This window comes from Ottowia caeni (assembly GCF_050821495.1).
GTDB lineage: Bacteria > Pseudomonadota > Gammaproteobacteria > Burkholderiales > Burkholderiaceae_C > Ottowia > Ottowia caeni.
This window is the reverse complement of the sequence record NZ_CP151080.1, coordinates 3,058,817-3,080,784: the sequence shown is the minus strand read 5'-3', so window position 1 is coordinate 3,080,784 and position 21,968 is coordinate 3,058,817. Positions and strand designations below refer to the sequence as shown.

Genomic DNA, 21,968 nt, shown 5'->3' with positions numbered 1-21,968 from the left:
TTACTGAAGGCCACCGGCGTTGGTTGCGGTGGCAGCGCGCCGCCGGCGGAGCGTCAACCAGCCGCCCTGGCGCAGCATGAGCCACGAAAAGGCTAACAAGAACACACCGCCATGCAGCCCGAGCAGGAAGGTAACCACCCCCACGCGGCCATTGGCTACCCATGATTGGCCAACGTTGACCAGGTTGTAGTAGGTGGCGAACGCAAACAGGGCGAAGATGAGCCCGGCGCTGCGGCCCACGCGCGGGTTGACTCTTGTGGCCGCCAGGGCAATGACCAGGCAATTGACGGCCACCAACACCAGGCCCAGCCGCCAGGAGAGTTCTCCCAGGTTTTCCAGGTGGGGCTCGCGCAGCAGCGTGGGCGTGGCCTGCAGCCTGGGCGAATCGCTGGCGGAGGTAGACAGGGTGCGGTCGCTGATCTGGGTGCCATACTCCACAAATTCACTCACGCGAGAGGCGCCGGTGGAACGATCTGTTTCAAGCCGCTGACCATTGCTGAGCATGAGAAAACGATCGTTCTTGATGATCTCGATGCGCCCGCTTTGTGCGGAGGTGACGGATTCCTTCTGGTTTTCGGCTTCCGAAATGAAAATGTTCCGGCCGGTGTCGCTGTGGGTGTCGGCTTTGTCGATGAAGAAGACCCGCTGGCCGCCGGCGGACTCCTGGAACTGACCGGGCGTAACGCGTTCGATGTCGCCGCGCCCCTGGTAGCGGTCTCGCAGTTCGCGGATCTGCTGGTTCGACCAGGGCCAGACCACCAGCGCAAGCACCCCTATTCCCAGGAGAATGGGCCACGAAAAGCGTAGCATGGGGCGCAGGAACGAGGCCAGGCTTTGCCCACAGGAGAACCAGACCACCATCTCGCTGCTCGCGTACATGCGGGTCAACGTGGATGTGGCTGCAATGAAGAGACTCAGCGTGAGGATGATCGGCAGCTGGCCGAGCACGGTGAAGCCCATGACCAGAAGTACCTCTGAGGGGTTCACGTTTCCGAGCGACGCCTGCCCGAGTGTGCGGATCAGGATCATGGTCATCACGATCGTGATCAGCACCACCAGCGTGGCGCCGAAACTTCGGCTGAGCTCCTTGCGAAACGACGAATGGAATAACATCGGCTGAAAGGAAAAGGTAGATTATGAACTTCGAGTTGAAGACCTTGCGTCTGAATGAGGCGGCAGCCGGAAAATCCGGCGCCTTGGTGGTGTTGGTGGCTGACGATTTCAAGGCTGGCGAAGATGCTATTTCAGCACTGGTGCGCCGCGCGATTGATGGCGGAGATTTCAAGACCGAGGCAGGCCGGATGCTGCAGGCCTATGGTGCCGTTCGCGTCATGCCACCGCGCCTGATTCTCGCCGGTATTGGCGATGGCTCTGCTGCCTCAGTACGCAAAGCCGTGGCTGCGGCGGTAGCTGCCTTGAAGGGCGGCTCGGCTAAGGATATTGCATTGTGCTTTTCCGGCCCTGCCACTGGCCCAGCCGTCGCTGCAGCAGTGCATGCCGCAGCAGATGCTTCATATGTTTACACCGCCACCAAGAGCAAACCCGAGCCCAGCAAGCTGGCTCGCGTGCTGGTAGGTGTGCCTGACGCCGATGCGGATGCAGATGAGCTGCGCGAAGCCTTTGCCACCGCAGTGGCGGCGGTTCGGGGAATTCAAGTGGCGCGCGAATGGGCGAACCGCCCCGCCAACCACGCCACGCCGATGCATCTGGCCGAGGCGGCGCGCGAGCTTGCCAAAGGGGCGCGCTTTGCCTGCGAAATACTTGGGCCCAAAGAAGTCTCCAAACTGGGCATGGGGGCGTTCATGGCCGTGGCGCGCGGCTCCGAGCAGGAGTTGCGTTTCATCGTTCTGCGCTACACCGGTACCGCCAAGTCGACGGCTCCCGTGGTGCTGGTCGGCAAAGGGATCACCTTTGATACGGGCGGCATTTCGATCAAGCCGGCCGCCGAGATGGATGAGATGAAGTACGACATGAGTGGCGCCGCAAGTGTGCTTGGGGTGTTCCGCTCCCTGGCGGAACTCAAGCCGGCGGTTAACGTCGTGGGCCTGATTCCGGCTTGCGAGAACATGCCCGACGGTCGTGCCATCAAGCCGGGCGATGTGGTGACCAGCATGAGCGGGCAAACCATCGAGATTCTCAATACCGATGCCGAAGGCCGCCTGGTGCTGTGTGATGCGCTCACATATGCCAAGCGGTTTGAACCTAGCGCGTTGATCGATATTGCCACGCTCACCGGTGCCTGCGTGATTGCGTTGGGCGGTGTGCGCAGTGGCTTGTTTGCCAATAACGACGACTTGTCTCAGGCGCTGGTGCGCGCCGGCAACAAGGCACAAGATCTGTGCTGGCCGATGCCTCTGGACGAAGAGTACGCTGAAGGCCTGAAAACCAACTTCGCGGATGTGGCGAACGTGGCAGGCCGTGCGGCTGGCTCCGTGACGGCTGCCAAGTTCCTCCAACGCTTTGTCGAGAAAACGCCTTGGGCTCACCTGGATATTGCTGGCACTGCCTGGAAGGGCGGCGCCGCCAAGGGGGCCACCGGCCGGCCGGTGGCGTTGTTGCTGCAATACCTGGTTGACCAAGGGAAGCAGGTATTGCCGGCGACTCCGTTGAAGGCTTCCCGGAAGAGCGGCGCGGGTGCGAAGGCGAGTGCCAAGGTTCAGCAAGCTTCCAGACGCGGAAAGCCGCACTGAGGCCCGCGCGGCTGAGTTTCACGGGGCCATTTTTGATGACCGAGGTGATGTTTCATTTCAATGTGCCCGACAAGGTGGGCTACGCTTGCCGAGTTGCTGCGCAAGGCCTACGGGGCTGGCTCGAAGGTGGGTGTTGTGGCCGACGACAAGACCCTGCAGGCACTCGACAAGGCACTGTGGGCGTTCTCGGCTCTGGAGTTCTTGCCCCACTGCGCAGCGTCAGGCAAGCGGGGCGTGGTTGCCGCCAGCCCAATTTTGCTGGCTACCGATAGCGCCAGTTTCCCCCATGCCCAGGTGTTGCTTCATCTGGGTCATGAGGTTCCGGCCGGGTTCGAACGGTTCGAGCGGCTCATAGAGCTGGTAAGTACGGACGAAACCGACCGTGCGCACGCGCGGAGGCGCTGGCGCCACTATGGTGAGCGTGGCTACACTATGATTCGGCACGATGTTGCAGCCGGGAATTGAGGTCTATGTACCAGGAAGACACGCCACCTTCACGGCAGGCTCCACGCTTTGTGCCAACCCTTACCGAAATTGTGGCCCCACCGAGTGGGGCGCAGGGCGAAGCTGCAGCTGCTGATGCCCCTTCGCCTTCTGAGCCTGTGCCAGAACTCGAGCCGGAGGCAAATTCAGCCGAATCGGTGGAGTCGATGGAGTTGCTTGAGCTGCACGGTTTGCTTGCGTCGCCGGTCCCTGAGCGGGCCGATGACCTCATGAGCGAGCTGTTGACTCGTTTGGGGCCGGAACTCGACGTGAAGCTAAGCGAGACCATTGCGCAGGTAATGCAAGAGCAGATGCCGATGCTGAACGCTCGAATCCGCCAAGCCGTGACCGAGGTGGTGCGTGAAGCCGTTGCGGGAGTGCTCGCTCAGGGAGGGGCGCCAGGCCCCGGTGAAAACCCTTAGCCTTTGTTCATCTTCCCCCGGAAGGGGCCGGGCGCAGCCCGGTCGACCTAGCATGTTCCCTATGTTGCAACCTCGGAAATTGCGCTAACGTTTGCGTCTGTTGAGCCATTAACTTCAGCTCAACCATTTCCCATTCGGAGGTCTTATGCAACTGAGGACGAGTTTATTAGCGGCTGCGGCCATGGCGGTCATGTCTGGTGCCGTCATGGCTCAGGACGTGCAAGTGGTCAAGATTGGTAGTGTGGCTCCCCTGTCGGGTGCGCAGGCTCACTATGGCAAAGACAACGAGAACGGCGTGCGCATGGCCGTCGATGATCTGAACAAGCAGAACATCGTGATCGGCGGCAAGAAGATCAAGTGGGAAATGCAGTCGGAAGACGACGCCGCTGATCCGAAGCAGGGCACCGCGGCAGCTCAGAAGCTTTGCGACGCCAAGGTCAATGGCGTGGTCGGTCACCTGAACTCAGGTACCACGATCCCGGCCTCCAAGGTTTATAACGACTGCGGCATTCCTCATGTTACGGGTGCGGCCACCAACCCGGATCTGACCAAGCCCGGCTACAAAACCACTTACCGCATCATTGCCAACGATGGTTCGCTGGGTGCCGGCCTGGCGTATTACGCAGCCGACGCGTTGAAACTTAAGAAGGTGGCGGTTATTGATGACCGCACCGCCTACGGTCAAGGGGTGGCCGACATCTTCGAAAGAACGGCCAAGGCCAAGGGCATGCAGGTGGTAGACCGCCAGTTCACTACGGACAAGGCGACCGATTTCATGGCCATTCTGACCGCCATCAAATCCAAGGCTCCCGACGCCATTTTCTTTGGCGGCATGGATCCGCAAGCGGGCCCCATGTTGCGCCAGATGGGCCAGCTTGGCATGAATAACGTGAAGTATTTTGGCGGCGACGGGGTTTGCACCCAAAAGCTGGCTGAATTGGCTGCCGGTGCCAAGACGGTTTCCAACGTGGTTTGCGCCGATGGCGGTGTTTCTATCCAGAAAATGCCTGGTGGCGCGGCATGGATGAAGCGCTACGAAGCTGCGTTCCCCAAACAGTTCCAGCTCTACAGCCCTTACACCTACGATGCCGCCATGCTGCTGGCAGACGCCATGAAGCGGGCCAACTCGGTGGATCCCAAGGTTTACACGCCAAAACTGATCGAATCCAACTACAAAGGCGTGACATCAACCATTCAGTTTGAGCCTAATGGCGAGCTGAAGAACCCGTCTATCACGCTGTCTGTCTATAAGGATGGCAAGAAGACACCCCTGAACTGATCCGAACTGATCTGAACGCGTTCAGATTTTGAGTGGCTGTTCACACCCCCACCGGGGTGCGTGCATAGCCACTCCGTTTTGGTAGGGTCATCTCCTGGGACCGCCAAGCTCCAGCTTGGCAACAGCGGCGCTCGCCGAGAGCAAGGAGGCCGAGCTGGAGCTCGGCGCCCCCAGAAGAGCCACTCCTCCTGGGACCGCCAAGCTCCAGCTTGGCAACAGCGGCGCTCGCCGAGAGCAAGGAGGCCGAGCTGGAGCTCGGCGCCCCCAGAAGTGCCACTCCCTCCTGGGACCGCCAAGCTCCAGCTTGGCAACAGCGGCGCTCGCCGAGAGCAAGGAGGCCGAGCTAGAGCTCGGCGCCCCCAGAAGAGCCACTCCCTCCTGGGACCGCCAAGCTCCAGCTTGGCATCTCCTGAGTCACCCAAGTGGCTGCTTACTTGCGCTAGTTGGCGCTCCCCCCGAACCCCAAAATTTAGCGGCCACGCACGTGATGTCGTCGGCCTGATCCGCACCTGCCTCGAACTGGCGTACCTCGTGAAGAACGGCTTCAGGGAGGTCTTCGGACAAAGACGTGGCCCGACTCGCCCACTGAATCAAACGGTCTTCGCTGAAGAACTGTCCTTCCGGATTGACGGCTTCGGTCACTCCGTCGGTGTATGGCATTGCTATGAACCTGGTCCGCAATTACCTCTCAAGGGCGCCGCATCGGAAGTACGACTTTACGGACGATTCTTCCCTGGAGTTCTCGCCGAGCACGGCACTCAGCCCGGAAGCTCATTTTGAGCAGGCCCAGGAGTTGGGTGCGCTGGCTGTGGCGCTGGAGGAATTGCCGCCAAGAATGCGTGAAGTGCTCCTCATGGTGGCCGTGGACGAGCTTTCGTACGAAGAGGCCGCTGTTTTGCTGACTGTACCAGTGGGCACGGTGCGCAGCCGTTTGTCGCGGGCGCGTTTGGCGCTGCGGGAAAAGCTCGAAAAAAGTGGCGTCGAGCTTGATTTTTTGAAGTCCTAGCATTTGGTTGGAACAACTTTTGGCGCAAGAAGGATGGCCGTGTTCAGAATGGCCTGATCTATCGTTGGGAACAATCCCACCCGCGGACACACGTGTGCAGCCATTCTGCATGCGACTCCTGACTATGGAGGATGTACCAGCGCTCATGAACTTGCGAAACCTCGTGATCGCGAGTTTGCCGCACCCTGATATGTACGTGCGAGAGCCCAGCGAAGCTGCCTTTGTGAGTGCTCATATTGGCGCGGCGAAGGGAGCCGGTGAGGGCGAAACGATTGGTGTGTTTGACGGCGATCGTCTTGCAGCCTATGGCATGCTCGGGCTGCCTTCCAGGCACGATCCGGACAACCTGGGGCGACTTCTGGGCTATGGCGGATCGCGGCTGGCGCGAGTGGCCCATCTTGCCAGTTGCATGGTGGCCCTGCCTTACCGCGGCAGGCATCTCCAGTGTTCGCTGTTGGCCGCTCGCATGCAACTGGCTTATGCGCGAGGGCGCGAAGTTTGCATTGCCATGGTTTCACCCAGGAACCAGGCCAGTCGCAGCAACCTTATAAGAGAAGGGTTGCGCAGCGACTGGAAGGGAGAGATCGACGGTTTGCAGCGGGAGCTGATGGCGGTCGATCTAACCAAGCGCTTTGGCGCTTGCCCATCTGGGCAAGGCTAGGAGCCTGTCGGACTTCGGCTTACACATTAACCGGCAGTTCGCTACCAGCAGCGTGGCTAGGGGCTGGGCGTCGCGGACGGCGGGCCTTTGTGCGTGTGGCACCTGCATCTGTCTTGGCGGTGGGGGCATTGGCCGCATCGACGCGCTGGCGTATGTGGGCCAGGGCTTCTTCCACCTGATCGATCAAGATCAGGCACAGGTCGCCTTTTTTCAATGCCTGCAGCGCCATGTCAATGGCCAGGAATTCCCCGTGAACTTCGACTACGCTCGTGGTGCGCTGTGCGCCGACCAGGCCTTCACGCAGCAGGGCTAGCACTTCGCCGTCAGCACGTCCGCGCTGGCAGGCATCCTGGTAGAGAATCACGTCGTCAAACGCGTTGCCCAAAATTCGGGTCTGGTTGCGGATGTCTTCGTCGCGCCGGTCACCAGCGCCGCTGATGACCACCGTACGGCGAACGGCGGTCATGTTTTCTACGCCTGCCACCAACGCGGCAATGGCGTCAGGGTTGTGGCCGTAGTCAGCGATGACCGTAGCACCGCGGTAGTCGAATACGTTGAAACGTCCCGGTACTCCGTGAAGGTCGCTGATGAAACTGGCCAGTCCTTTCTGGATGGCGTCCCATGAAACGCCAGCGGCCCACGCGCCCGCCACGGCCGCCATGGTGTTCTCCACCTGAAATCCGATTTGACCTTTGCGGGTGAGTGGAACACGCGCGAGCGGAAGGCGTTTCTCGAACCGCCCTTCGGCGCACACGATGTCCCCGCCTTCGACGAACACAACCCGCTTGCCTTGCGCTCTATGTGTTTCAATGACCGGGTGCTTGCCATCTTGCGCGAAAAAGGTGACCGAGCCAGGGCAGTGGGGGGCCATGGCGGCGACGGCAGGGTCGGCGGCGTTGAGCACTGCCGTGCCATTGGGCGCAACGTTCTTCACGATGACCCGCTTGAGAACGGCGAGGTCGTCCACCGTGGTGATGTAATTCAATCCCAAGTGATCGCCAGCACCCATGTTGGTGACGATCGCCACCTGGCACTGATCAAACGCCAGCCCCTCGCGTAGTAGTCCGCCGCGAGCGGTTTCAAGCACGGCAGCGTCCACGTCCGGGTGCATGAGCACGTTGCGTGCGCTTCGTGGGCCGGAGCAGTCACCGGAGTCTATCTGCCGGCCGTTAACGTAAACGCCGTCGGTATTGGTCATGCCGACCCGCAAACCTTGCGCTTTCAGCAGGTGGGCTGCCAGCCGGACCGTGGTGGTTTTGCCATTGGTGCCGGTCACGGCGATCACGGGAATGCGCCCGTTTTCGTCATTCGGATACATATGATCTATGACGGCCTTGCCGACGTCGCGACCCTTGCCGAACGAGGGGCTGATGTGCATGCGCAGGCCAGGTGCAGCATTGACTTCGACGATGCCGCCGTTCTGTGCTTCGAGCGGCTTGATGACCGATTCGCACACGACGTCCACTCCGCAGATGTCCAGCCCGGTCATTTGAGCAGCTTCGATGGCTCGGGCAGCAACCTCAGGGTGGACGCTATCAGTGACGTCGGTGGCCGTTCCGCCAGTGGAGAGGTTAGCGTTGTTGCGCAACACCACTCGTTGCCCCTTGGCTGGGACTGAGTCGGGGGTCAGACCTTGTGCTGCCAGTCGCGCTTCGGCGATGGTGTCGATGCGGATCTTGGTGAGCGAGGACGCGTGGCCGTCGCCACGCCGCGGATCCAGGTTCACTTCAGCCACCAGTTCGCGCACGGTGTGTACGCCGTCACCGATGACCAGTGGCGGATCGCGTCGAGCGGCCGCGACCAGTTTATTACCTACCACCAGCAGCCGGAAGTCGTGGCCCGGCAGGAAGCTCTCGACCATGACGCCGCCGTAATTTGCGGCTGCCTCGTATGCAATCTCGAAGTGTTTTCGATCAGCAACGCCGACGGTGACGCCTTTGCCCTGGTTACCGTCTTGCGGCTTCACGACGACAGGCAGCCCAAGCTCAAGGGCGGCGGACCAGCCATCTTCCAGGTTTGATACCGGGCGACCCATCGGAACGGGCACTCCTGCGGCATGCAGCAGCTTCTTGGTCAGATCCTTGTCTTGCGCTATGGCTTCGGCAATGGCGCTTGTGCGGTCCACTTCAGCAGCCTGGATGCGTCGCTGCTTGCTGCCCCAGCCCAATTGCACCAAGCTTCCGCTGGTGAGGCGGCGAAACGGAATTCCTCGGGCGACCGCCGCGTCGACGATGGAGCCAGTGGAGGGGCCCAGTCTTTCGTCTTCATCGAGTTCGCGGAGGGCGGCCAGCGTGCCGGGAACATCAAATTGTCCGCCCGAGACAGCAGCCTGGCACAACTCCTGTGCTTTCTCGAAGGCTAGTCGACCGACAGCTTCCTCGGTGTATTGAACCGCCACTTGATACACACCATGTACTTCTGTGGCCGTGGTGCGGCTAAAGGTGACGGGGCAGCCGGCATTGGCTTGCAGAGCCAGAGCGGTCATCTCTACGGCATGCGCCATGGAGATCGGAACGCTGGGCGTATGGGCGTGCAGCGGTCCAACGGATGGAAACAGCTCCCGCAAATGCTTTTCGAAGGCAGGGGTGGTGCGAAGGTCGCGTTCGGCCTCGTCGCAGGTGACGACGGCCTCGATGGCCGTGTGCCGGCTCCAAAGGTTGGGGCCGCGCAGCGCACGTATGCGAGTGACTTGCATGGGAATGGCTTTCTTCTGCTGAAAAAAATGAACGAATTTGCCGTGGTGAAGGCCGGCGGTTAGCTGAGAACGGCTTGGGAAGCCCACACGGGCTCGCCGTAGCGTTGCAAACCGCCTCGAATGAGTTCGGCTGAAATGCCAAGCGCCCAAGCGCTGGTCACTGCCGCGATCACGGGGCGGCGCGCATCGCCCGCCTGCCCGCTCATCAGGGCCGTGAATGCGGGCGCCGAAAGATCGACCAGGGTGGTTTCCTGGGTACCGGTAGCCAGCACCACGGTGGATTCACGCGCGAAAACGGCTCGGCCCTTGCGAGCCCGGTGTTCTTTGATGGCAGGATTTAACTCGTCTAGGCTGTAGAGGATGAGTTCGCCGTCGCAAAAGCGAGCAAGCTCAAGGACTTCGGCATCGTCGGCATTGAGAACGGCTGCTCCGTCGGGCAGCACGACATCGATCTGCGTGCGTACGATGTTGGGCACCTGGTCGGCATCACGCACGTAGAACTCTTCAAGCCCAGCTGGGGTGGGCATGGCCGTGACCACGCCCACCTGGCACCGATCGTAGGGCAAGCCTTCGGCGAGGATGTGACGGGCGGAGCTTTCCAGCACGGCCGCCTGCACGGTTCTATTGATCAGCATGCGTTCACCGGCTTCCCAGCCCAAGGCGCTGCCTTTGGAGAGTTGGCGTTGACCCAGGTAAAGACCATCCTGACAAGCCAGCGCGGTCAGGCGTCCGTTGAGTTGCAGCAGCCACGCCACGAGCCGGGCTGTGAGTACGTCTCCGGGCTGCCCGATGATGCCGACAATTGGAATGCGTCCCGATTCAGATGGCGGGAAAAGGTGCTTGACAATGGCTTCGCCCACCGGCTGTGCTCGCCCTACGGCAGGCTTGAGGTGCATCAGCAGGCCTGGGCCTGCGTTGACCTCTACGATGGCGCCTCCCTGAGGGGCCAGCGGTTTTTCAATATCTTCGACCACCAGGTCGATGCCGGCGATGTCCAGGCCTACCACCCGGGCAGCCAAGGCTACCTGCTCTGCAATGTCTGGGTGCACGCGATCTGTGACGTCGTTGGCCATGTTGCCAGTGCGCTCGACCACCGCGCTACCGCCGATGGGGAGAATGCTCTCGGCCGTCAGGCCTTGGCGGTTCAACTCGAGTTGGGTGACGGGGTTCTCGTACACCCGCACGGTATCCAGCGGCAGGTGCTCTTCAGGGCCGCGTCGTGGGTCGGAGTTGACTTGCGACTCGATAAGTTGCGCCACGGTGGAGCGGCCGTCTCCGCTGATACGGGTGATTTCGCCGCGTGTGGCTGCCACGACTTTGTTGCCGACCACGAGCAGGCGGTGTTCCTGGCCAGGAATGAAGCGCTCGACCATGACTTCGGAGCCTTCTTTTTCAGCGGCGGCGAAGGCTTCTTCGACTTCTTGGCGGGTGTTCAGGTTGAGGGAGACTCCGCGCGCATGGTTTCCGTCGGTGGGTTTGACCACAACCGGCAATCCAATGTCTTGGGCAGCGTCCCAGGCTTCGGCGGCGCTGTCTACGGTTTTGCCCTCCGGCACAGGTACGCCGCAGGAAGCGAGCAATTCCTTGGTCAGATCTTTGTCGCGCGAGATTCCCTCGGCGATGGCGCTGGTGCGGTCGGTCTCGGCCGTCCAGATGCGGCGTTGTGCTGCGCCATGGCCCAATTGAACCAGATTGCCCTCGTTCAGGCGGATGAACGGGATGCCTCGCTCTCCGGCGGCCTCCACCATGCTGGCGGTGCTGGGACCGAGGCAGAGGCGATCAACCATGTCGGTCAGGCGGGCAATGGTGGCCGCCACGTCATACGGGCGGTCGTTGATGGCGGCCATGACCAGATCGCGTGCTGATTCAAGGGCAGCCTTGCCAACGGCTTCATCGCGGGTGCGGATGACCACTTTGTAGACGCCGTGCTCATGCGTCATGCGGGCTTTGCCAAAGCCGGTTTTCATGCCGGCCTGGGTTTGCAACTCAAGCGCCACGTGCTCCAGGATGTGCCCGGGCCAAGTGCCGTCGCGAAGGCGCATGAGGAAGCCGCCCCTGCGGCCTACACTGCAGCGGTGCTCAATCAGCCCAGGCAGCCAGGCGGTCAGGCGCTCGTAAAAACCTGTCAGCGTGTTGGACGGATGGTCTTCAAGCTGGCCGATGTCGACCACCGCTTCGATGACAGGGCGGTAGGTCCAGATGTTAGGGCCGCGCAAGAATGCCATGCGGCGGATCACCATGTCGGCAAAAACCGTCTGGGGGGAAACGCCCCCAGCTGACTCACCTGCCCCATCGGCCTCAGCGGCTATTGGGGCCATTGGGGCCTCCACGGTGGTGGCACGGCTGACCGAGGGATACAATCCGCCACCTCCTGCCGAGCCAGGTTCGTCTTGCTTGATTCGCTTCATTTAGAGCGCGCTCGCTTTCTTGGTTTCAGCTCTGTAGTCGCCCCAAACCGGGTGCGATACGTTGTTCAATTCATGTCGCTGCAATCTTCCACCGTCTCCACTGCACCCGAAACTTCCATGGCGGGTGAGTTTTACGCCGGCTTGGCACTGCGTCCAGAAGAAAACGTTCGCGCCTCGCTGGAAGTTGACTTGACCGACCGACTACGTTTCGGATCTGGTCTGATCCTTATTACAAATCAACGGCTTATTTCACGGTTTCCGGATGAAACAGAGTGGCGGAGCTGGGATTTGGCGCTGAGCTTGACCTTGAGGCACCACGACCACGCCGGTGTTGGCACCCTGGAGCTGTGGGACGATCAAGGCCGATTGGCGCTTTGGCGCTACACACTTGGCCGCAATGTGGCTGCTCTTCGGTTGCTGGCCCAGTTTGACGCGGCGCTGGCTGGCGCCACGGGCAAGGTCGGCGAGCTGGGCGACGAGGTCGCAGAAGCTGAAGGCACGGCCGACGACGAAGACATGGCTGACTCCGGCAAGCCTCCTTCCAGCTGGACGCTGTTGCGCCTATGGCGGTTCGCAAAGCCTTATCAATGGCAGCTTCTGGCAGGGTTTCTACTGACGCTGGCGTCGACGGCGGCGACCCTGGTGCCGCCCTACCTGACCATGCCACTGATGGACAAGGTGCTCATTCCATTCCAGAACGGGGAGCAGATCGACACGGGGCTCGTGGCCTTGCTGCTCAGCGGCTTGCTCGGCGCAGCCTTGCTGGCCTGGGGTCTGGGCTGGGCGAAGACTTACATTCTGGCACTCGTTTCTGAACGCATCGGCTCCGATTTGCGCAGCACCACCTACGAGCACCTGCTGAATTTGTCGCTCGAATATTTTGGCGGACGACGCACCGGAGACCTGATGGCCCGCATTGGATCAGAGACCGACAGAATCAACGTTTTCCTCTCGTTGCACCTGCTTGATTTTGCAACGGATGTGTTAATGATCGCCATGACGGCGGTTATTCTTTTCTCGATCAACCCGGCGCTGGCGCTGGTCACACTGGTGCCGCTGCCCTTCATTGGCTGGATGATCCACGTCGTGCGCGACCGCCTGCGCACTGGTTTCGAGAAAATCGACCGTGTGTGGTCGGAAGTGACCAATGTGCTGGCTGACACCATTCCCGGCATTCGCGTGGTCAAGGCCTTTGCACAGGAAGACCGTGAAGCCAAGCGTTTTGCTGAAGCAAACCGGCATAACCTTGCGGTGAACGACCGGCTGAACAAGCTATGGTCTCTGTTTTCCCCGACGGTGACTCTGCTGACCGAGATCGGATTGCTGGTGGTTTGGGCCTTCGGCATCTGGCTGGTCAGCAAGCAGGAGATTACGGTGGGGGTCCTGACCGCGTTTCTGGCCTACATTGGCCGCTTTTATGCGCGACTGGATTCGATGAGCCGTATTGTTTCGGTGACCCAGAAGGCGGCTTCGGGCGCCAAGCGCATTTTCGAGATTCTGGATCACGTTTCCAGTGTGCCGGAGGCGGCCAAGCCGGTCGATCTGCTGGCCGTGAAAGGCCAGATCACGGTGCGCGATGCCCATTTCCGCTATGGCAACCGCGCGGTGATCAAGGGCTTGAATCTGGACATAGAGCCGGGCCAGATGATCGGCCTGGTGGGGCATAGTGGCTCCGGCAAGAGTACGTTGGTGAACCTGATCTGCCGCTTTTACGACATCACCGACGGCAGCATCGCCCTGGACGGCGTTGATATTCGCCAACTGAGGGTGGCAGATTACCGTCGCAACATCGGGCTGGTGCTGCAGGAGCCCTTCCTGTTCTTCGGCACCATTGCGGAGAACATAGCGTACGGCAAACCCAACGCCACTCGGGCAGAAATCATTGCCGCCGCGCGGGCTGCGCACGCACACGAATTCATACTTCGGTTGCCTCTGGGCTACGATTCCCTGGTGGGCGAGCGCGGTCAGGGGCTTTCTGGCGGTGAGCGCCAGCGCATCTCCATTGCACGTGCTCTGCTGATCGATCCGCGCATTTTGATTCTTGACGAAGCCACTGCCTCGGTTGATACCGAAACCGAGCGCGAGATCCAAAAGGCGCTGGACAACCTGGTGCGTGGCCGAACCACCATTGCCATTGCGCACCGCCTTTCCACTTTACGCAAGGCAGACCGCCTGGTCGTGATGGACAAGGGCCTGAAGGTGGAGGAGGGGACGCACGAGCAGCTCCTTGCTCGACGGGGTGCTTACTGGCGTTTGTATGAGGCACAGCCTCGGCAGGAAAAGGCCGAGCGTGAACGCATGCTCGAAATCGAAAGCGTGGACACCCCGTCTGCCGGAGCCGATTTGCAGAACTCAGCCAATGGCAATCCGCAAGACCTGCTTACTCCGCACGAGCAGCGCCTGCAGCAGGAGGAGCGGCCATGACCACACCATTCGTTTTGCACAGAGACTCTTTTGGCCGGTTGGTGCTCACGGATGAGCAGGGGCGCGAGCATGCGGGCGTGGTGGCTGTGCGCGCATTTCCCGTTGCGGCGCCAGAAGAAGGCGTGAGCGTGCTGGATGTGGATGGTCACGAACTGGCCTGGGTGCCGCAGTTGTCTGCGCTGGATCAGCCTCAACGCGGGCTGTTGACCGAGGCTCTCGAGCAGCGGGAATTCATGCCCGTGGTGCGCCGCTTGAAAAGTGTCAGCAGCTTTGCGACTCCCAGCACCTGGGAAGTAGAAACTGATCGTGGCAGCACGAGTTTCGTACTCAAGGGCGAAGAAGACATACGCCGTCTGGGGCCAGACCTGCTCATAGTGCATGACGTGCATGGGGTTCAGTACCTTATTCGCGACCTCACGGACATGGACAAAAACAGCAGGAAGTTGCTGGATCGATTCTTATAAACTGCTCTTTGCGGTAGCCCCTCCTGTACGATTGCGCCGAGGTGCACAGATCGAAAAGGGGGCGCAAGTATGTCGGATTACGTGATCGTGGGAGGCGGTTCGGCGGGTTGCGTGCTTGCTGCACGCTTGAGCGAGGATCCATCGATTCAGGTGACCTTGCTTGAGGCGGGCCCTGAAGATCGTAGTTGGCTTATTCACTGCCCAGCCGGGCTCGCGGTCATGGCCAGAACCGGTCAAGCCAATTGGGGCTATGAGACGGTTCCGCAAGCTGGTTTGAACGGGCGACGCGGATACCAGCCGCGCGGCAAGGTGCTTGGCGGCAGCAGTTCAATCAACGCCATGATTTACACCCGGGGTCAGCCCCAGGACTACGACGCCTGGGCCGCGGAAGGGAATGACGGGTGGGCGTGGCAGGATGTGCTGCCATTTTTCAGGCGCTCGGAGCACAACGAGCGGGGTGCGGATGAGTTCCACGGAACGGGCGGTCCGCTGAACGTCAAGGACCTCTCAGATCCTAATCCATTTTCCGAGGCGTTTGTCGAAGCCGGTGTGCAGGCGGGCTACGCCCGCAATGATGATTTCAATGGTGCTCAGCAGGAGGGGGTTGGGCTCTATCAGGTCACGCACAAGAATGGCGAGCGGTTCTCGGCCGCCAAGGCCTACCTGACACCGAACAGAGCGCGGTCCAATCTGCGGGTGATCACCGGCGCGCAGGTTACCCGTATTTTGCTTGAGGGCGCGCGCGCAGTAGGCGTTGCCTACGTGAAGTCAGGCGCTGAACAGGTAGTTCGCGCCAATCAGGAAGTCCTGCTAAGTGCGGGGGCCTTGCAGTCGCCTCAGCTTCTGATGCTCTCGGGCATTGGGCCGGCTGATCAGTTGCGCAGGCATGACATAGGCGTGCAGCTTGATTTGCCTGGCGTGGGGGCGAATCTGCACGATCATCCAGATGTCGTCCAGGGGTGGGACGTTCCTGGGGCGCACGATCTCTTCGGCGTGTCAGCGGCCGGTGCGTGGCGCGTGGCGAAGGGGATTGGACGCTGGCGGCGGGAGCGCCGTGGGCTGCTGACGAGCAATTTTGCGGAGGCGGGTGGCTTCATCAGAAGCGCTGAGAGCGAGTTGCTTTCTGATCTGCAGCTGCATTTTGTCGTGGGCAAGCTGGTGAACCATGGCCGTAGCGCGGCGTGGGGGCATGGGTTTTCATGCCATGTCTGTGTATTGCGTCCGCGCAGCCGGGGCAGCTTGCAGCTTGCAAGCGCAGACCCCTTGGCGGCACCGTTGATCGATCCAGGATTCTTGCAGGACCCAGATGATATGCGCCGCTTGATCGCCGGATTTCGCCAGATGCGCGAGTTGCTTAGCCAACCGGCACTGGCGCGCCATGGTGGCCGGGAAAATTCAGCGGCGATGCGCAGCGACGCGGAGATCGAGGGGTTTATCCGTGCGCATGCGGACACGATCTATCACCCTGTGGGCACATGCCGTATGGGAAAAGGCCCGTTTGACGTGGTGGACTCACGGCTTCGCGTGCATGGGGTGCGGGGTCTGCGGGTGGTGGATGCATCCATCATGCCGCAGGTGGTGAGTGGCAATACCAATGCCCCCACGATCATGATCGCGGAGAAGGCTGCTCATATGATCCGGGAAACCGCGATCCGGGGATAAATTTTGAAGCCGATAACGGCCTCAATCGCCTCTGCCTGTGTAGGAGCGGCTTTAGCCGCGAAGGGTCGCCGTCATCAGTGGCAACTTGTGCTCCGAAGGAAGCCCATCGCGGCTAAAGCCGCTCCTGCAAGCGATGCGACCGTTTCTCCCAGGAACGCCGGGGGCCGACAGGCCACTTGGAAGCTCATCAGGCGCCGAAGAAGTTCTTCAGACGATCTGTCCAGCTCTCAGTGCTCGGAGAATGTTTGGCGCCGCCCTTCTTGACGGACTCATCAAACTCCTTGAGCAGCTTGCGCTGGTGCTCAGTCAGCTTGACTGGCGTTTCCAGGCTGATATGGCAGTATAGGTCGCCAGGGTAGCTGGAGCGAACGCCTTTGATTCCTTTGCCCCGCAGCCTGAACTGCTTGCCGGCCTGGGTGCCCTCAGGAATGTCAATGGCTGCCTTGCCGCCCAGGGTGGGCACTTCAATCTCGCCGCCCAGGGCAGCGGTTGTGAAGCTGATGGGGACGACGCAATGCAGGTCATCGCCGTCGCGCTCGAAGATGTCATGCTTCTTGACGCGGATTTCGATGAACAGGTCGCCCGGTGGTCCGCCACCTGTGCCCGGCTCGCCATTACCAGCCGAGCGAATGCGCATGCTGTCGTCTATGCCAGCAGGAATTTTAACTTCCAGCGTTTTCTGATTCTTGACCTTGCCCTGCCCGTGGCAGGTGTTGCATGGGTCGGGAATGATCTTGCCAGTGCCGCGGCAATGCGGGCACGTCTGCTGGACGCTGAAGAACCCCTGGCGCATTTGTACGACCCCTTGGCCGTGACAGGTGGAGCAGGTGTTGGCGCTGGTGCCAGGCTTGGCGCCTGATCCGCTGCAAACATTGCATTCGTCCCAGCTTGGAATGCGAATTTGCGCTTCTTTGCCGCCAGCTGCTTCCTCAAGCGTGATCTCCATGGCGTAGCTGAGGTCTGCGCCGCGAAACACTTGCCGGCCACCTCGGCCACCGCGTCCGCCAGCCTGCTGACCGAAGATGTCGCCGAAGATGTCGCCAAACGCCTCGGCAAAACCACCGTAACCCTCTTGGCCACCGCGCATGTTCGGGTCCACTCCCGCATGGCCATACTGGTCGTATGCAGCCTTCTTCTGCGGATCGCTGAGCATCTCGTAGGCCTCTTTGACCTCCTTGAATTTCTGCTCCGCAGTTTTTGTGTCACCCTGATTGCGGTCGGGGTGATACTTCATCGCCAGCTTGCGGTAGGCCTTTTTTATTTCGTCGTCAGACGCATTCTTGGGTACCCCAAGTACTTCGTAAAAATCCCGTTTGGTAGCCATGGCAAATACGACAAATTCAGCATAAAAGCCCCGACCGGTCTGATCGAGGCTTTCCAGGCCGGCAGATGACTATGCTTTAGATAGGTCATCTGCCGGGGGCAGCGACGAGGTCGCCCTTCTTCAGTCTTTCTTGACTTCCTTGACTTCAGCGTCGACCACGTTGTCGTCTGCTGCCGAGGAGGCACCTTGGCTACCGCCGGGGGCTGCACCTGCGGCCCCTGCAGCACCAGCGGCGGCCTGCGCGTCAGAGTACATTTTCTCGCCCAGCTTCTGGCTTGCGGTCATCAGTGCTTCGGTCTTGGAATCGATGGTGGCCTTGTCGTCACCTTTGATGGCTTCTTCAGCCTCCTTGATGGCGGCTTCGATCTTTTCCTTCTCGCCAGCGTCGAGCTTGTCGCCGTGCTCCGTGAGCGACTTGCGCACGCTGTGTACCAAGGCGTCGGCCTGGTTGCGAGCCTGAATCAGCTCGATTTTCTTGTGGTCTTCGGCGGCGTTCAGCTCGGCATCTTTCACCATCTGCTGGATCTCGGCTTCCGAGAGACCGGAGTTTGCCTTGATGGTGATCTTGTTTTCTTTGCCAGTGCCCTTGTCTTTGGCCGAGACGTGCAAAATGCCGTTGGCGTCGATGTCGAAGGCGACCTCAATCTGCGGCAGACCGCGCGGCGACGGCGGAATGCCTTCCAGGTTGAATTCGCCGAGCAGCTTGTTTCCGCTGGCCATTTCGCGCTCACCCTGGAACACCTTGATCGTCACGGCAGGCTGGTTGTCCTCCGCTGTGGAGAAGGTCTGTGCGAACTTCGTCGGGATGGTGGTGTTCTTGGTGATCATTTTGGTCATCACGCCGCCCAGGGTTTCGATACCCAGAGACAGCGGGGTGACGTCGAGCAGCAGAACGTCCTTGCGGTCGCCGCCCAGCACCTGGCCCTGAATGGCGGCACCCACGGCCACGGCTTCGTCGGGGTTGACGTCCTTGCGCGGCTCTTTTCCGAAGAACTCCTTGACCTTCTCTTGCACCTGGGGCATGCGGGTCTGGCCGCCCACGAGGATCACGTCGTCGATGTCGCTCACGCTGACGCCTGCATCCTTGATGGCAGTGCGGCAAGGGGCAATGGTGCGCTCTACGAGCTCTTCGACCAGGCTTTCCAGCTTGGCGCGGGTCAGCTTGATGTTCAAATGCTTGGGGCCGGAGGCATCAGCCGTGATGTAGGGCAGGTTGATGTCGGTGGAAGCGCTACTTGAGAGCTCGATCTTGGCTTTCTCGGCGGCTTCTTTCAGGCGCTGCAGAGCCAGCACGTCTTTCGACAGGTCTACGCCCTGGTCTTTCTTGAACTCGCCAATGACATAGTCAATGATTCGCTGGTCAAAGTCTTCGCCGCCCAGGAAGGTGTCGCCGTTGGTGGAGAGCACTTCAAATTGCTTTTCGCCATCGACGTCTGCGATTTCGATGATGGAGACGTCGAATGTGCCGCCGCCAAGGTCATACACCGCGATCTTGCGGTCACCCTTGGCTTGCTTGTCGAGGCCGAATGCCAGCGCAGCAGCGGTAGGCTCGTTGATGATGCGCTTGACGTCCAAGCCAGCGATGCGGCCTGCGTCTTTGGTGGCTTGGCGCTGGCTGTCGTTGAAGTAGGCGGGGACGGTAATGACGGCCTCAGTCACAGGCTCGCCAAGGTAGTCCTCAGCAGTCTTCTTCATTTTGCGGAGGGTTTCGGCGCTGATCTGGGGCGGCGAGAGTTTCTTGCCGCGCACTTCGACCCAGGCGTCACCGTTGTCGGCCTTGGAAATTTCGTAGGGCATCAGGTGGATGTCCTTCTGCACTTCAGGCTCTTCGAACCTGCGTCCGATCAGGCGTTTGACGGCGTATATGGTGTTCCTGGGGTTGGTAACAGCCTGGCGCTTGGCCGGCGCACCCACCAACACTTCGCCGTCTTCCTGATAAGCCACGATAGACGGGGTGGTGCGCGCGCCTTCCGCGTTCTCGATCACCTTGGTGGTGTTGCCTTCCATGATGGCAACGCAACTGTTGGTGGTACCCAGGTCAATGCCGATAATTTTTCCCATATTTGTTCTCCGCTTGGATGTGTATTGGTTCAGATGCTCAGGAGGTTGTGGGCAAGTGCTTGTTTTTCAAGGTGCCTTCAGGTGGATGTTTTTTTGCTTGCCTTGTCCACGCTCTCGTCTATTGGGTTATTTGGGTGCCGCCACGGTGACGAGTGCCGGGCGCAGCACACGGTCGGCGATCAGGTAGCCCTTTTGCAGCACGCTCACCACGGTGTTGGGGTCTTGCTCTGCGGGGACTAGGCTGATGGCCTGCTGCTGCGCAGGGTCGAACTTGCTGCCGGCCGCGGGATTGATTTCCACCACTTTGTTGCGCTCCAGCGCACTGAGCAACTGGCGGAGCGTGGCCTCTGTGCCTTCGCGCAGTTGTTCCGCAGTGGCGTGGTTGATCGCGAGGGCAGCTTCCAGGCTGTCCAGAACGGGCAGCATGCTCTCGGCGAAGGCTTCCACTGCAAACTTGCGAACCTTGGCGATTTCCTCTTCTGCCCGCCGGCGAGCGTTCTGTGCCTCGGCATGGGAACGCAGGGTTTGGTCGGTCAGTTCAGAAGTCTTGGCTTTCAAGCTCTCGATTTCAGCGAGCGCGCTCTCCAGTTGGGTGGTGGCGTCATGCTCGTTGGCTGCGGCAGCAGCTTCGAGTTCTTCAGGACTGAAAGGTGCGTCGGCGGGGGTATTGGGGTAAGGTTGGGCTTGGTCAGACATGCGGTTCAGAGGAAGAAGCGGTATCTACTAGACTTTTGGCTTGTTTTTCGGCATGTTTTTGCCGTATTCCCCTTCAGATGGAACCCATACAGGTGAATTCAAGGGGGAAAATGAGCCGAAAAGCCGGATTTTTTGCAAGAATCCTGGCGATGTCGGACGCAATGCTGCGCCAGCCCAGGTTCAAGACGAGATTCTCCCCGGTGCAGTGTTTGACCGCGGGGGAATCGGGCGCCTGAGCGCCCATTCTCAACCTGATTTTTTAGTTGACGCCCAGGAGCTCGACATCAAACTTCAGGGTGGCGTTGGGCGGAATCACGCCGCCAGCGCCGCGGGCTCCGTAGCCGAGTTCGGGGGGATGATGAGGGTGCGCTGACCTCCCACTTTCATGCCGGCAACACCTTCGTCCCAGCCCTTGATCACGTGGCCCGCGCCGAGAGGAAAGCTGAATGGGTCGTTGCGGTCGCGGCTGGAGTCGAACTTCGCGCCCTGCTGGCCATCTGTGTAGAGCCAGCCGGTGTAGTGCACCGTTACATCTTGGCCAGGGCTGGCTTCTGCGCCCGTACCGGGTTGGGTGTCGGTGTATTGCAGGCCGCTAGGAGTGGTGTTCATGTCAGGTAAGAATTAGTTGGAAGTTACGCTCTGAATATAGCCGCTCGAAGGGGCTGTATCATTTTGAAGCGTCTTTTCGCTGCAGAAAACGCCAGATTGGCGCGTTCATTTTTGACGGCGCGCTACTTTTTCTTGGCTTGGGAAGCCGCCCACTTGGTGGCAAAAGCCTGCAGATCTGACAACCGTTTGATCAAGTCGGACCCGCTCAGGGTGAGGCTGTAGCCATCGCTTCCGTGGGTGGCAAGGCCTGCGGCGCGCAACTCCTTCAGGCGGGTGTTGAGTGTGTTCGGGGTAATACCCCCGACGCTGTCCTGCAGGAGCCGAAAGGTCTGCGGATGCCCGTCGCGCAGCGCCCAGAGTACCCGAATGGCGTACCGCGCTTCAAGCAAGGCCAGAAGCTGGCTAGTGGCCGCGTTTTCTTTTGAGCTCATTTTCAGGCTTCTCCTCGGGGTAGCGCACTGTAGGCTCCCTATGAACTTAAATATAGCGCAAATTATTACAACGCTACACGTTTTATAGCTTGAAAAGGAGGTGGGGCGTAGGTTAGGCGCTACAAAATCCGGACTTACCCGGAGACGTGCTCGGGAATGTCCTGCCCATTTCTCAGCGGTCGTAGACTTTTCGCAACAGGCGAATCAAGGCTTGGCGCTCTGTTGCCGAGAGTGCGCTGGCAGCCTCGATTTCGAGATCGAAGGCGGATTTTTCGGCCTGTTTCATCAAGATTTGGCCTTCTGTTGTCAGGTGCAGGCCTAGTGCTCTTCGGTCAGATGGGTGAGCTTGCCGTTCGAGAAGGCCGCGTTGTTCCAGTGCGTTGATCTTCCCCACCAGGTTGGGTGGAAGGAGATCAAGCACGCTGCACAGTTGCTTGGAGGTGATGCCTGGGTTGTGGCCTATGACCGACAGAATCGAAAAATCAACCGGTCGCAAACCAAACTCGGCCATGCGCGGCACGAACAAGCTGATGATGGTGAGGGCTGCACGGCGCGCGTTATAGCCTAGTAGGGTCTGCAGATAACGCGTGTCGATTTTTTCTACTACTGCTCCTGGTGCTGTCGATTTCTTTCGCTCCATGGGCGCACGCATG

Annotated in this window: 17 protein-coding genes and 2 pseudogenes; 9 read left to right on the top strand and 10 right to left on the bottom strand. The window is 60.3% G+C overall.

Translation table 11 applies throughout. From position 1 onward, the window contains the following. Window positions 1-1,113, bottom strand: coding sequence for an LPS export ABC transporter permease LptF (gene lptF, locus AAAK34_RS14595; RefSeq protein WP_231697456.1), 1,113 nt, complete (start codon window positions 1,111-1,113; stop codon window positions 1-3). A 23-nt stretch (window positions 1,114-1,136) separates the two neighbouring features. On the opposite strand from lptF, the gene AAAK34_RS14590 reads away from it, so the two are divergent. The 4 genes from AAAK34_RS14590 to AAAK34_RS14575 all read left to right on the top strand — a co-directional run bounded on the left by AAAK34_RS14590 (window position 1,137) and on the right by AAAK34_RS14575 (window position 4,874). After that, a complete protein-coding gene (locus AAAK34_RS14590; RefSeq protein ID WP_231697455.1) occupies window positions 1,137-2,690 on the top strand; it encodes a leucyl aminopeptidase in 1,554 nt (517 codons plus the stop codon). A 60-nt stretch (window positions 2,691-2,750) separates the two neighbouring features. Then, window positions 2,751-3,155 (top strand): DNA polymerase III subunit chi, encoded by a 405-nt coding sequence (locus AAAK34_RS14585; RefSeq protein WP_431777427.1) that lies wholly within the window; start codon window positions 2,751-2,753, stop codon window positions 3,153-3,155. A gap of 5 nt (window positions 3,156-3,160) precedes the next feature. Next, window positions 3,161-3,595 (top strand): hypothetical protein, encoded by a 435-nt coding sequence (locus tag AAAK34_RS14580; protein WP_431777426.1) that lies wholly within the window; start codon window positions 3,161-3,163, stop codon window positions 3,593-3,595. 145 nt (window positions 3,596-3,740) lie between these two features. Beyond that, window positions 3,741-4,874, top strand: a complete 1,134-nt coding sequence (locus tag AAAK34_RS14575) for a branched-chain amino acid ABC transporter substrate-binding protein (RefSeq protein WP_231697452.1) — start codon at window positions 3,741-3,743, stop codon at window positions 4,872-4,874. A 414-nt stretch (window positions 4,875-5,288) separates the two neighbouring features. On the opposite strand, the gene AAAK34_RS14570 is transcribed toward AAAK34_RS14575, so the two are convergent. After that, window positions 5,289-5,534 carry a PP2C family protein-serine/threonine phosphatase gene (locus tag AAAK34_RS14570; protein WP_431777425.1) on the bottom strand — a complete coding sequence of 82 codons (246 nt, stop codon included), beginning with the start codon at window positions 5,532-5,534 and terminating at the stop codon, window positions 5,289-5,291. A gap of 4 nt (window positions 5,535-5,538) precedes the next feature. Here AAAK34_RS14570 and AAAK34_RS14565 point away from each other — a divergent pair, with 4 nt between their 5' ends. Both AAAK34_RS14565 and AAAK34_RS14560 read left to right on the top strand, forming a co-directional pair. Continuing rightward, window positions 5,539-5,880 (top strand): RNA polymerase sigma factor, encoded by a 342-nt coding sequence (locus tag AAAK34_RS14565; protein ID WP_231697450.1) that lies wholly within the window; start codon window positions 5,539-5,541, stop codon window positions 5,878-5,880. 145 nt (window positions 5,881-6,025) lie between these two features. After that, a complete protein-coding gene (locus AAAK34_RS14560) occupies window positions 6,026-6,541 on the top strand; it encodes a GNAT family N-acetyltransferase (RefSeq protein WP_231697449.1) in 516 nt (171 codons plus the stop codon). Between the two features lie 19 nt (window positions 6,542-6,560). Here the strand turns inward: AAAK34_RS14560 and cphA (AAAK34_RS14555) are convergent, their stop codons facing one another. Together cphA (AAAK34_RS14555) and cphA (AAAK34_RS14550) are read right to left on the bottom strand one after the other, a co-directional pair. Beyond that, the gene (gene cphA / locus AAAK34_RS14555) at window positions 6,561-9,236 is read right to left on the bottom strand and encodes a cyanophycin synthetase (protein ID WP_231697448.1); all 2,676 of its coding nucleotides are present in this window, start codon (window positions 9,234-9,236) and stop codon (window positions 6,561-6,563) included. 107 nt (window positions 9,237-9,343) lie between these two features. Continuing rightward, window positions 9,344-11,476 (bottom strand): annotated as a pseudogene (gene cphA, locus AAAK34_RS14550) (cyanophycin synthetase); the annotation flags it as partial. A 240-nt stretch (window positions 11,477-11,716) separates the two neighbouring features. Between cphA (AAAK34_RS14550) and AAAK34_RS14545 the strand changes: the two are divergent. The 3 genes from AAAK34_RS14545 to AAAK34_RS14535 all read left to right on the top strand — a co-directional run bounded on the left by AAAK34_RS14545 (window position 11,717) and on the right by AAAK34_RS14535 (window position 16,194). After that, a complete protein-coding gene (locus tag AAAK34_RS14545) occupies window positions 11,717-14,068 on the top strand; it encodes an ABC transporter ATP-binding protein (RefSeq protein ID WP_431777424.1) in 2,352 nt (783 codons plus the stop codon). Next, window positions 14,065-14,532 (top strand): DUF1854 domain-containing protein, encoded by a 468-nt coding sequence (locus AAAK34_RS14540; protein WP_231697447.1) that lies wholly within the window; start codon window positions 14,065-14,067, stop codon window positions 14,530-14,532. The genes AAAK34_RS14545 and AAAK34_RS14540 overlap by 4 nt, the downstream gene beginning before the upstream one ends. Window positions 14,533-14,601: 69 nt before the next feature. Continuing rightward, window positions 14,602-16,194 (top strand): GMC family oxidoreductase, encoded by a 1,593-nt coding sequence (locus AAAK34_RS14535; RefSeq protein ID WP_231697446.1) that lies wholly within the window; start codon window positions 14,602-14,604, stop codon window positions 16,192-16,194. Between the two features lie 187 nt (window positions 16,195-16,381). On the opposite strand, the gene dnaJ is transcribed toward AAAK34_RS14535, so the two are convergent. The 6 genes and pseudogenes from dnaJ to AAAK34_RS14505 all read right to left on the bottom strand — a co-directional run bounded on the left by dnaJ (window position 16,382) and on the right by AAAK34_RS14505 (window position 21,955). Next, the gene (gene dnaJ / locus AAAK34_RS14530) at window positions 16,382-17,518 is read right to left on the bottom strand and encodes a molecular chaperone DnaJ (RefSeq protein ID WP_231697445.1); all 1,137 of its coding nucleotides are present in this window, start codon (window positions 17,516-17,518) and stop codon (window positions 16,382-16,384) included. Window positions 17,519-17,638: 120 nt separating this feature from the next. Further along, window positions 17,639-19,579 (bottom strand): molecular chaperone DnaK, encoded by a 1,941-nt coding sequence (dnaK, locus tag AAAK34_RS14525; RefSeq protein ID WP_231697444.1) that lies wholly within the window; start codon window positions 19,577-19,579, stop codon window positions 17,639-17,641. Between the two features lie 126 nt (window positions 19,580-19,705). Beyond that, the gene (gene grpE / locus AAAK34_RS14520) at window positions 19,706-20,275 is read right to left on the bottom strand and encodes a nucleotide exchange factor GrpE (RefSeq protein WP_231697443.1); all 570 of its coding nucleotides are present in this window, start codon (window positions 20,273-20,275) and stop codon (window positions 19,706-19,708) included. Between the two features lie 259 nt (window positions 20,276-20,534). Next, window positions 20,535-20,800 (bottom strand): annotated as a pseudogene (locus AAAK34_RS14515) (FKBP-type peptidyl-prolyl cis-trans isomerase). A gap of 206 nt (window positions 20,801-21,006) precedes the next feature. Then, complete coding sequence (locus AAAK34_RS14510) at window positions 21,007-21,315, bottom strand: winged helix-turn-helix transcriptional regulator (protein ID WP_231697441.1); 309 nt, start codon at window positions 21,313-21,315, stop codon at window positions 21,007-21,009. Window positions 21,316-21,487: 172 nt separating this feature from the next. After that, window positions 21,488-21,955: a MarR family winged helix-turn-helix transcriptional regulator gene (locus AAAK34_RS14505; RefSeq protein WP_231697440.1), complete on the bottom strand. Its 468-nt coding sequence runs from the start codon at window positions 21,953-21,955 to the stop codon at window positions 21,488-21,490. Window positions 21,956-21,968 lie beyond the last annotated feature (13 nt).